At 70.9% G+C, this 10496-nt stretch carries 7 protein-coding genes; 1 reads left to right on the forward strand and 6 read right to left on the reverse strand.

All coding sequences use genetic code 11. From position 1 onward, the window contains the following. Window positions 1–50 precede the first annotated feature (50 nt). The 6 genes from ACZ4UV_RS05325 to ACZ4UV_RS05350 all read right to left on the reverse strand — a co-directional run bounded on the left by ACZ4UV_RS05325 (window position 51) and on the right by ACZ4UV_RS05350 (window position 9241). Entirely contained in the window at window positions 51–1070 is a 1020-nt protein-coding gene (locus ACZ4UV_RS05325; protein WP_004001297.1) for a rod shape-determining protein, read from the reverse strand. Window positions 1071–1398: 328 nt separating this feature from the next. Beyond that, a complete protein-coding gene (gene ndk, locus ACZ4UV_RS05330; RefSeq protein ID WP_467835886.1) occupies window positions 1399–1812 on the reverse strand; it encodes a nucleoside-diphosphate kinase in 414 nt (137 codons plus the stop codon). 233 nt (window positions 1813–2045) lie between these two features. Next, the gene (locus ACZ4UV_RS05335; protein WP_451020463.1) at window positions 2046–2402 is read right to left on the reverse strand and encodes a DUF4233 domain-containing protein; all 357 of its coding nucleotides are present in this window, start codon (window positions 2400–2402) and stop codon (window positions 2046–2048) included. Between the two features lie 2 nt (window positions 2403–2404). Then, entirely contained in the window at window positions 2405–3943 is a 1539-nt protein-coding gene (gene folC / locus ACZ4UV_RS05340; protein ID WP_390040071.1) for a bifunctional tetrahydrofolate synthase/dihydrofolate synthase, read from the reverse strand. Further along, the gene (locus ACZ4UV_RS05345) at window positions 3936–6437 is read right to left on the reverse strand and encodes a SpoIIE family protein phosphatase (RefSeq protein ID WP_451020462.1); all 2502 of its coding nucleotides are present in this window, start codon (window positions 6435–6437) and stop codon (window positions 3936–3938) included. Before ACZ4UV_RS05345 ends, folC begins: the two co-directional genes overlap by 8 nt. A 179-nt stretch (window positions 6438–6616) precedes the next feature. Further along, a complete protein-coding gene (locus tag ACZ4UV_RS05350) occupies window positions 6617–9241 on the reverse strand; it encodes a valine--tRNA ligase (RefSeq protein ID WP_451020461.1) in 2625 nt (874 codons plus the stop codon). 137 nt (window positions 9242–9378) lie between these two features. Between ACZ4UV_RS05350 and ACZ4UV_RS05355 the strand changes: the two genes are divergently transcribed. Next, on the forward strand, window positions 9379–10353 hold the full coding sequence (locus ACZ4UV_RS05355; RefSeq protein WP_467835891.1) for a hypothetical protein: 975 nt from the start codon (window positions 9379–9381) through the stop codon (window positions 10351–10353). Window positions 10354–10496 lie beyond the last annotated feature (143 nt).

Genomic DNA, 10496 nt, shown 5'->3' on the forward strand with positions numbered 1-10496 from the left:
TCCGCCGCACGAGAGGGGGTCATCTCGTACGGCGGAATCGAAGAGTTACGTCATCTGCGCGGCTGGGCGTCCAGGACCTGCTGGAGCGCCTCGAACTCCTCGACGCATTTGCCGGAGCCGAGCGCCACGCTGTCCAGCGGGTCCTCGGCGATGTGGATCGGCATGCCGGTCTCCCGGCGCAGCCGCTCGTCCAGACCGCGCAGCAGGGCTCCGCCGCCGGTCAGAACGATTCCCCTGTCCATGATGTCGCCGGACAGCTCCGGCGGGCACTTGTCGAGCGTGGTCTTGACGGCGTCGACGATCGCGTTGACCGGCTCCTCGATCGCCTTGCGGACCTCGGCGGCCGAGATGACCACGGTCTTGGGCAGGCCGGAGACCAGGTCCCGGCCGCGGATCTCGGTGTGCTCGTCGGAGTCGAGGTCGTACGCCGAACCGATCGTGATCTTGATCTGTTCGGCCGTCCGCTCACCGAGGAGGAGCGAGTACTCCTTCTTGATGTGCTGGATGATCGCGTTGTCCAGCTCGTCGCCCGCGACGCGGATGGACTGGGCGGTGACGATGCCGCCGAGCGAGATGACCGCGACCTCGGTGGTGCCGCCGCCGATGTCCACCACCATGTTGCCGGTGGCCTCGTGGACCGGCAGGCCGGAGCCGATGGCGGCGGCCATGGGCTCCTCGATGATGTGCACCTGGCGGGCACCGGCCTGTGACGACGCCTCGATGACCGCGCGGCGCTCGACACCGGTGATGCCGGAGGGCACGCACACGACCACACGCGGCCGCGCGAGGTACCGCCGCTTGTGGATCTTGAGGATGAAGTAGCGGAGCATCCGCTCGGTGATCTCGAAGTCGGCGATCACGCCGTCCTTCAGCGGGCGCACGGCGACGATGTTGCCGGGCGTGCGCCCGATCATCTTCTTCGCCTCCGCGCCGACCGCAAGAATTCCACCGGTGTTCGTATTGATCGCGACAACGGACGGCTCGTTGAGTACGATCCCGCGACCCCTGACGTACACCAGCGTGTTGGCGGTCCCGAGGTCGACAGCCATGTCACGGCCGATGAACGACATTGAGTTCCCCATCAGGATTCGTCTGGCCTTCCCGGGAGCTTTTGAGGGCATTTCAGGTCGGCGAAGTGGGTGCTGTGACGTGAAGGCTTCCATGGTAGACGCGCCTGCACGAACACTGCGCGAGGGTCTTCGCCATTGTCAGCACGTGTACGGCCGCCTCGCTTGTGGAGACGGTCCGACGGGGCCACTCGTTCCCCCGATCGGCACGCATATGCCGAGGGACGGCCGAAATCGTTCGGCCGTCCCAGGTCGTGCAGCTCAAAGGACTGACGCCTCGTCAAAAACTTCCACGAAAACTCCGTACGGGTCCTTTACGGGCCCCGGACGGCTACGCGCGGCCGGGGAAGAAGATCTTGACCTCGCGTTCGGCGGACTCCTCCGAGTCGGACGCGTGGATCAGGTTCTCGCGGACGATCACGCCGAAGTCACCGCGGATGGAGCCGGGCGCGGCGGCGATCGGGTCGGTGGGGCCGGCCAGGGCGCGGATGCCCTCGATGACCCGCTCGCCCTCGACGATCAGGGCGACGGACGGGCCGGAGGACATGAACTCCACCAGCGGCTCGTAGAACGGCTTGCCGACGTGCTCGGCGTAGTGCTGCTCCAGCGTGGCGCGGTCCAGGGTGCGCAGCTCCAGCGCGGTGATCTGCCAGCCGGCCTTGCGCTCGATACGGCTGATGATCTCGCCGGTCAGGCCCCGACGGACGGCGTCGGGCTTGAGCAGGACGAGGGTGCGCTGGCTCACGGGAGGGCTCCTTCGGTACTGGCCGGGTGCGGTGAGGAGAGGCTACAGGGCTGGTCTGAGCGTCCGTTACACAGTGTGCGGGTCGATGGGTCCGCGGTCTTCGGGGGCTGCCGCCCCCGGCCCCCCGCTTCGGCCTGAACGGCCTCGTCCTCAAACGCCGGACGGGCTGGAGGGGGGCGCGGGCCGGTCGTCGCCCTCAGACGCCGGACGGGCGTGCGGACCGGTCGTCGGCCTCACACCCCCGACGGGCTGCCCTGGGTGTTCTGCGCTGCGAAGCGGGCCTTCGCCTCGTCGATCTTTCTTCCGTAGTGCACCGAGGCCCACCACAGGCCCGCGAAGATCGCGCCCATGAAGTACATGGTCGGGACGAAGATCCCGGAGGCGATCAGGGCGATCTGCAGGGCCCAGCCGAGGGCGATGCCGGCCGGGCGGGTGATGACACCGCACAGGGCCAGGCAGAGGAACATGGCGATGCCGCTGACGAGCCACACCGTGGAGGTGGACAGGTCGGGGTCCTTCATGGCGACGAGGGCGGCGAAGCCGATGACGAAGAACTCGCCGATCAGGGTCGAGGAACAGAGCGTGCGCATGGTCAGGCCCTCCCGAGGAGCAGTCGGGCCTCGCCCACGGTGATGACGGAGCCGGTGACCAGCACACCGCCGCCCGCGAACTCGCCCTCCTCCTCGGCCAGCGTGATCGCGGCCTCCAGGGCGTCGGGCAGCCGCGGCTCGACCTGGACGCGGTCCTCGCCGAACACCTCGACGGCTACCGCGGCCAGCTCGTCCGCGTCCATCGCGCGGTGGCTGGAGTTCTGGGTGACGACGACCTCGGCGAAGATCGGCTCGAAGGCCTCCAGGAGGCCCCGGACGTTCTTGTCGCCGCTGGCCCCGACCACGCCGATCAGCCGGCTGAAGTCGAAGGCCTCACCGACGGCCTCGGCGGTGGCGAGGGCGCCGGCCGGGTTGTGGGCGGCGTCGAGGACGACGGTGGGAGAGCGTCGTACGACCTCCAGCCGGCCCGGGGACGAGACGGCCGCGAAGGCCTTGCGGACCGTGTCGATGTCGAGGGGCTCGGGGCGCTGGGAGCCGACCCCGAAGAACGCCTCCACCGCGGCGAGCGCGACGGCCGCGTTGTGGGCCTGGTAGGGGCCGTGCAGGGGCAGGTAGACCTCGTCGTACTCGCCACCGAGGCCGCGCAGGGTGAGCAGCTGGCCGCCGACGGCGACCTGGCGGGCGACGACGCCGAACTCGAGGCCCTCGCGGGCGACGGTGGCGTCCACCTCGACGGCCTTCTTGAGGAGCACCTGCGCCGCGTCGACCGGCTGCTGGGCCAGGATCACGGTGGCGTCCTGCTTGATGATGCCGGCCTTCTCGCCGGCGATCTCGGCGGTGGTTTCGCCCAGCCGGTCGGTGTGGTCGAGGCCGATCGGGGTGACGACGGCGACGTCCCCGTCGATGACGTTCGTCGCGTCCCAGGAGCCGCCCATGCCGACCTCGACGACGGCGACGTCGACGGGGGCGTCCGCGAAGGCCGCGTACGCCATGCCGGTGAGCACCTCGAAGAAGGAGAGCCGGTACTCCTGCTGCGCGTCGACCATCTCGACGTAGGGCTTGATGTCGTTGTACGTCTCGATGAACCGCTCGGCGGAGATCGGGGCGCCGTCGAGGCTGATGCGCTCGGTGATCGACTGCACGTGCGGGCTGGTGTAGCGGCCGGTACGGAGTTCGAAGGCGCCGAGCAGGGCCTCGACCATGCGGGCGGTGGAGGTCTTGCCGTTGGTGCCGGTGATGTGGATCGAGGGGTACGACCGCTGCGGCTCGCCCAGCACGTCCATGAGGGCGGCGATCCTGGTGACCGACGGCTCCAGCTTGGTCTCGCCCCAGCGGGTGGCGAGCTCCGCCTCCACCTCGCGCAGGGCCCGGTCGACCTCGGGGTCCTCGGGGCGGCCCGGGACGTCGCCCGGCTGCGGGCCGCCCTGGGTGCGCAGGGTCCGGCTGCCGGCCTCGATCACCGCGAGATCGGGGTCGCGGTCCGTCTCGGCCGCGACGATCTCGTCGAAGCCGTCCTCGAAGGCGTCCTCGAAGTCGCCGTCGAAGCTCTCATGGGGGTCGCGCGGGGGCAGATCACTCACGGGACCAGTCTACGGAGCCCTGCGGACGCGTGGACGCGTCGGGCGCCGGAAGCGCCTGCTCGCACCAGATCGTCTTGCCGGCGGCGGTCTGCCTGGTGCCCCACCGCCGGGTGAGCTGGGCCACCAGCAGCAGGCCACGGCCGCCCTCGTCGAAGACCCGGGCCCGCCGCAGGTGCGGGGCGGTGCTGCTGCCGTCGGAGACCTCGCAGATCAGCGTCCTGGTGTCGCGGATGAGCCGCAGCTGGATCGGGGGGCCGCCGTAGCGGACGGCGTTCGTGACGAGTTCGCTGACCACCAGTTCGGTGGTGAACGACAGCTCGTCCAGCTTCCAGGCGGCGAGCTGGTCGGTGGTCAGGGTCCGGGCCCTGGCGACGTGCTCGGGGTCCGCGAGGATCTCCCAGGCGGCCACCTGATCACCGGGCAGGGCGCGGGTGCGGGCGAGCAGCAGGGTGACGTCGTCGGCGGGTTCGCCGGTGCGCAGCGCGGCCACCACCCGGTCGCAGGCCGCCTCCAGCGGCTCCCCCTTCCCTGCGGACGTGACGAGCGCGCGGCGCAGCCGGTCGAGGCCGTGGCCGAGGTCGAGGTGGCGGGAGTGCACCAGGCCGTTGCTGAACAGGGCGAGGACGGAGCCCTCGGCGAGGTCCAGGTCGGTGGTCTCGAACGGCAGCCCGCCGAGCCCGAGCGGCGGGCCGGCCTCGCCGGGGGCCGGCTCCACCGCGCCCTGGGGGGTGATCACGAAGGGCAGCGGATGGCCCGCGCTGGCCAGGGAGCAGTGCTGCGAGATCGGGTCGTACACGGCGTACAGGCAGGTCGAGCCCACCTCGCCGGCCTGTTCTCCGGCGCCGTCGTCGAGGTGCAGGACGAGGTCGTCGAGGTGGGTGAGGAGTTCGTCGGGGGGCAGGTCGACGTCCGCGAGGGTGCGCACCGCCGTGCGCAGCCGGCCCATGGTGGCGGAGGCCTCGATGCCGTGACCGACGACGTCCCCGATGACCAGGGCCATCCGGGTGCCCGACAGCGGGATCACGTCGAGCCAGTCGCCGCCGACCCCGGCCCGGGTACCGGTGGGCAGGTAGCGGTAGGCGAAGTCGACGCTCGGGCAGTCGGGCATGACGTGCGGGAGCAGGCTGCGCTGGAGCGCCAGCGCGGTCTCGCGCTCCCGGGTGTAGCGGCGCGCGTTGTCGATGGCGGTCGCGGACTTCGCCGCGAGCTCCTCCGCGTCGGACAGGTCGTCCTTCTCGAACGGCGGGGAGTCCCGGGTGCGCCAGAAGACGATCACCCCCATCAGGACGCCCTGTGCCGACAGCGGCACGGTGATCAGCGAGCGCATGCCGTAGTCGAGGAGCTGCTCGGTGCGCCGCGCGTCGGGAAACGGCGCTCTGCGGGTGACTCGGAGATCGGCGACGAGGGCCGCGCCGGTGACGGTGCGGCGGGTGGCGGCGGGCGGCGGGTCCACGGCGATCAGGGCGCCGGTGGGGTCCAGCGGGGAGTCGTCGCGGACGCCGCCCCGGGCGACGCGCCGCAGGACGGTCTCGGCGGCCGTGGGATCCCCGCCGTGCAGCACGGACTCCTCCAGGTCGACGGTGACGAAGTCGGCGAAGCGGGGGACGGCCACCCGCACCAGCTCGTCGGCGGTCCGCCCCACGTCCAGGGTGTTGCCGAGGGCGGTACCGGCGTCGTAGAGCAGCCGCAGACGCCGGTGGCTCTTCTCCAGCGAGCCCGCCATGGTGTTGAACGCCGTCTCCAGCTGCCCGATCTCCCGGCGCCCGGTGGGCGGCACCCGGGCGCTCATGTCCCCGGCGGCGAGCCGGGTCGCGAAGCGGGCCATCCTGCGCACCGGCCAGACGATCACCCGGGACACGTAGGCGCCGTAGGCGACGATCAGGAGGACCGCCGCGCCGACGCCGACGGACGCGGCGATCGTCAGCATCCGCATCCGGGCCTCGAGTGCGGTCTCGCGCTTGCTGATCGCGAGGCGCTCGTCGTGGATGTAGCGGGAGAACTGGGTCCGGAGCGCGTCGAGCCGCTGCCTGCCCTCCAGCGTCCGCGCCGTGCTGCTCGCGTCGGGGTCGCCGCGCCGGGCCTCGGCCACGAGGGGGACCGAGTAGTCGTCGACGAAGGACTGGCCGGACCGCTGGATCTGCTCGGCGAGCTGCCGCTGAGCGGGGGACGTGCTGACGTCCACGAGTCGCCGGGCCTGTGCGGGGAACGCGGTCCGGGCGGCCTGCCAGGGCTTGAGGAACTCGTCCTGCCGGGTGATGACGTAGCTGCGCTGACCGCCCTCCATGTCGAGGACGGTCCCCTGGACCACCCCGATCTGGTCCAGGGCCGGCCGGCCGCTCCTCGCGGAGAGCAGGGAGTGCTGGGCGTCCTGGATCGCGAGCACCAGCATCAGGAAGACGAGGCCCATGAGCACGGCGAGCAGGCCGCCCGCGCCGGCCGTCAGGGGGACCAGTCCCCGGTGCGGGGTCGTCCTCGTTCGGCCCCTGTGCTGCATGTGGGCGTTCCCTCCGCCACGTGGCACCAAAACGGAACATTAGGGTCATGTTCCTACTTTTGGATTGTAGGGCGGTGGCCGGTGTGCGCTGTGCGACCCGGGAAACGCGCGCAGGCGCCCGGCGGCCCCGTGGAAAGGGCTGCCGGGCGCCTGCGGTGACGCCTGTCGGGACGCCTCGGCTACGCCTCCGGGAGGCGGTCCAGCTGGGCCTGGATACGGGCGATGTCCTCGTCGGCCTTGGCCAGCCGGCCGCGGATCTTCTCCACCACGTTGTCCGGGGCCTTCGCCAGGAACGCCTCGTTGCCCAGCTTGCCCGTCGCCTGGGCCTTCTCCTTCTCGGCGGCGGCGAGGTCCTTGGCGAGGCGCTTGCGCTCCGCCGCCACGTCGATCGTGCCGGAGAGGTCGAGGGCGACCGTGGCACCGGCCACCGGGAGGGTGGCCGTCGCCGCGAAGGCGTCGCCCTCGGGCTGGAGGCGCAGCAGCTGGCGGATGGCCGCCTCGTGCGGGGCCAGCGCGGTGCCGTCGAGGGTCAGGCGGGCCGGGACCTTCTGGCCGTCCTTGAGGCCCTGGTCCTTGCGGAACCGGCGGACCTCGGTGACGACGCGCTGGACCAGCTCGATCTCCTTCTCCGCGGCCTCGTCACGGAAGCCCGAGTCCTTCGGCCAGTCCGCGACGACGAGGGACTCGCCGCCGGTGAGCGTGGTCCACAGGGCGTCCGTGACGAACGGGATCACCGGGTGCAGCAGACGCAGCATCACGTCCAGGACCTCGCCGAGGACCCGGCCGGAGACCTCGGCCTGCTCGCCGCCCGCGAAGAACGTCGTCTTCGACAGTTCGACGTACCAGTCGAAGACCTCGTCCCACGCGAAGTGGTAGAGCGCGTCGGCGAGCTTGGCGAACTGGTAGTCGTCGTAGGACGCGTCGACCTGAGCGACGGTGGTGTTGAGCCGGGAGAGGATCCAGCGGTCGGTCGCGGACATTCGGGAGGCGTCCGGCAGCGGGCCCTCGGTCGTGGCGCCGTTCATCAGCGCGAAGCGCGTGGCGTTCCAGATCTTGTTGGTGAAGTTCCGGGAGGCCTTGACCCAGTCCTCGCCGATCGGCACGTCCGCGCCCGGGTTGGCGCCGTTGGCGAGGGTGAAACGGACGGCGTCGGAGCCGTAGGCGTCCATCCAGACCAGCGGGTCGACGGCGTTGGGGTTCGACTTCGACATCTTCTTGCCGAACTCGTCGCGGACCAGGCCGGTCAGGGCGATGGTGTGGAAGGGGGCGACCCCGTCCATGGCGTACAGGCCGAACATCATCATCCGGGCGACCCAGAAGAAGATGATGTCGTGGCCGGTGAGCAGGACGTCGGTCGGGTAGAACTTCCGCAGGTCCTCGGTCTGTTCGGGCCAGCCGAGCGTGGAGAAGGGCCACAGGCCGGACGAGAACCAGGTGTCGAGGACGTCCGCGTCCTGGGTCCAGCCCTCGCCCGTCGGCGGTTCCTCGTCGGGGCCGACGCAGACGACCTCGCCGTCCGGGCCGTACCAGATGGGGATGCGGTGACCCCACCACAGCTGGCGCGAGATGCACCAGTCGTGCATGTTGTCGACCCAGTCGAAGTAGCGCTTCGACATGTCCTCGGGGTGGATCCTGACGCGACCGTCACGGACCGCGTCACCGGCGGCCTTGGCGAGGGGCCCGACCTTGACCCACCACTGCATGGACAGGCGCGGCTCGACCGTGGTCTTGCACCGCGAGCAGTGGCCGACCGAGTGCATGTACGGGCGCTTCTCGGCGACGATACGGCCCTGCTCCTTGAGGGCGCCGACGACGGCCGAGCGGGCCTCGTAGCGGTCCAGGCCGAGGAAGGGGCCGTGGACGGTGATGACACCGTGCTCGTCCATGATCGTCAGGGCCGGCAGGTCGTGGCGGCGGCCGATCTCGAAGTCGTTCGGGTCGTGGGCCGGGGTCACCTTGACCGCACCCGTGCCGAACTCGGGGTCGACGTGGGTGTCGGCGACGACCGGGATCGTACGGTCGGTCAGCGGGAGCTTGATCTGCTTGCCGACGAGGTGCCTGTAGCGCTCGTCGTCGGGGTGGACCGCGACGGCGGTGTCGCCGAGCATCGTCTCCGCGCGCGTGGTCGCGACGACGAGGCTGTCCTCGCCCTCGCCGTAGCGGATGGAGACGAGTTCGCCCGCGTCCTCCTGATACTCCACCTCGATGTCCGAGATGGCCGTCAGACAGCGCGGGCACCAGTTGATGATGCGCTCGGCGCGGTAGATCAGCTCGTCGTCGTAGAGCTTCTTGAAGATGGTCTGTACGGCCTTGGACAGGCCCTCGTCCATGGTGAAGCGCTCGCGGTCCCAGTCGACGCCGTCGCCGAGGCGGCGCATCTGGCCGAGGATCTTGCCGCCGTACTCTTCCTTCCACTGCCAGACGCGGTCGACGAACTCCTCGCGGCCCAGGTCGTGGCGGGACTTGCCCTCCTCGGCGAGCTGCTGCTCGACCTTGTTCTGGGTGGCGATGCCGGCGTGGTCCATGCCGGGCAGCCACAGCGACTCGAAGCCCTGCATGCGCTTGCGGCGGGTCAGCGCGTCCATCAGCGTGTGCTGGAAGGCGTGGCCCAGGTGCAGCGAACCGGTGACGTTCGGCGGGGGGATGACGATGGTGTACGCGGGCTTGTCGCTCTTGGCGTCGGCCGCGAAGTAACCGCGCTCTACCCAGCGCTCGTACAGCGGCCCCTCTACGTCGGCCGGCGCGTACTGGGTCGGCAGTTCGGTGCTGGGCGCTGTGGGCTGCTGCTGAGCATTCTCGGTCACGGGGCCCAGTTTAGGGGTGTCCCGACAGTGTCCCGAAACCCGTTTGTTCTGTAACGGTGGGCACCCCCGTGCCATGGCTTCCCTGTGACTGAGCCAGGATGTCAGGAACACATAAGCATCTGGAGGGGAACCCAGAGATGAGCTACAACCAGCCGGGCCCGTACGGGGCGCCGCCGCCGCAGCAGCCGGGACCCTACGGGCAGCAGCCGGGTCCGTACGGCCAGCCGCCGCAGGCGCCCCAGCCCGGCTACGGCTACCCGCAGCAGGCTCCGCCGTCGGCCCCGCCGCAGCCGGGACCCTACGGGCAGCAGCCGCCCCAGCCGGGCTACGGCTACCCGCAGCAGGGCGTTCCCCCACAGCCGAACCCGTACGGCCAGCAGCCCCCGTACGGCCAGCCTCCCTACGGTGTTCCGCAGCCGCCGGCGCCGGGCGGCGGGAAGAAGAAGACGGGGCTGGTCATCGGGGCGGTGGCCGTGGTGGCGGCGATCGGCGTCGGAGCGTACTTCGTGCTCGGCGGGAGCGGGTCCGGCGCGCTGAAGGACGACGGGCCGCACAAGCTGACCGCGCCGGCCTCGCTGCTGTCCGGCAAGTACAAGCGGTACGGCGACCCCTCGGAGGAGAAGGCGAGTTCGAGCGACGCGAAGGACCTCGCCAAGGCCGGTGTCACCGACGCGACCTCGGTCGGCTCCCTCTACTCGACCATCGACCTGAACTCCCTGGACACCACCGACCCGACCAGCGTGGCCAAGGCGCAGACCGCCGAGAACTTCACCTTCTTCGGCGTCTACGGCTCGGTGAGGGACCCGCAGGCGGCGCTGGACACCACCTTCGCCCAGATGAAGGCGAACAGCTCCTCCGACGACGACGTGAAGCTGGTCGGCGACGCGCAGTCCGTCTCGCCCGCCGGTCTGGACGGCGCGGTGATGAAGTGCCAGCAGGCGACGGGCAAGAGCCAGCTCACCGGCAAGGACCAGACGGCGTACATGTGCATCTGGGCGGACTACAGCACCATCGGCATCGTGGAGCCGACGGCGGGTGTGAAGACGTACACCCTGGACGAGTCGGCGAAGATCGCGGCCGATGTGCGCGGCGAGGTGCGCGTCGCCAAGTAGCCGCCGCCGGCATCCGCCAACACCGAAGCGGCGGGGGCGCCCCCCCCGGGGGGCCCGCGCGGGGGGGGGGGGGGGGGGTGTTCCCACAGTAAGTACACCGCCGCCCCGGCGCCGGCCGGGGGGCGGGGTGCGGGGGGGGGGTT

It is taken from the genome of Streptomyces sp. NPDC028289, from assembly GCF_055565975.1.